General features: G+C 62.8%; 1 pseudogene. It reads left to right on the top strand.

Annotation, left to right across the window (positions count from 1 at the left end):
* A pseudogene (locus tag IAE27_RS29365) lies at nt 1–513 on the top strand (transketolase); the annotation flags it as partial.

Raw genomic sequence — 513 nt, 5'->3', positions numbered from 1 at the left:
GAAGCTGCAGGCTAACCCGGCGAAAATCGCCAGCCGTAAAGCGTCGCAGAACGCCATTGAAGCCTTCGGCCCGCTGCTGCCTGAGTTCCTCGGCGGCTCCGCTGACCTGGCGCCAAGTAACCTGACCCTGTGGTCCGGCTCTAAGGCCATCAACGAAGACGCTGCCGGTAACTATATCCACTACGGCGTGCGTGAATTCGGCATGACCGCGATTGCCAACGGTATCGCCCTGCACGGCGGTTTCCTGCCGTACACCTCCACCTTCCTGATGTTCGTCGAGTACGCGCGTAACGCGGTACGTATGGCGGCGCTGATGAAGCAGCGTCAGGTGATGGTCTACACCCACGACTCCATCGGTCTGGGCGAAGACGGCCCGACGCACCAGCCGGTTGAGCAGGTGGCTTCCCTGCGCGTCACCCCGAACATGTCCACATGGCGTCCGTGCGACCAGGTGGAATCCGCCATCGCGTGGAAATACGGCGTAGAGCGTCAGGACGGCCCGACCGCGCTGAT

Source organism: Klebsiella sp. S69 (assembly GCF_016516145.1).
Lineage (GTDB): Bacteria > Pseudomonadota > Gammaproteobacteria > Enterobacterales > Enterobacteriaceae > Klebsiella > Klebsiella oxytoca.
Note: the sequence above shows the minus strand (reverse complement) of the source record. Positions and strands in the feature narration are given on the sequence as shown.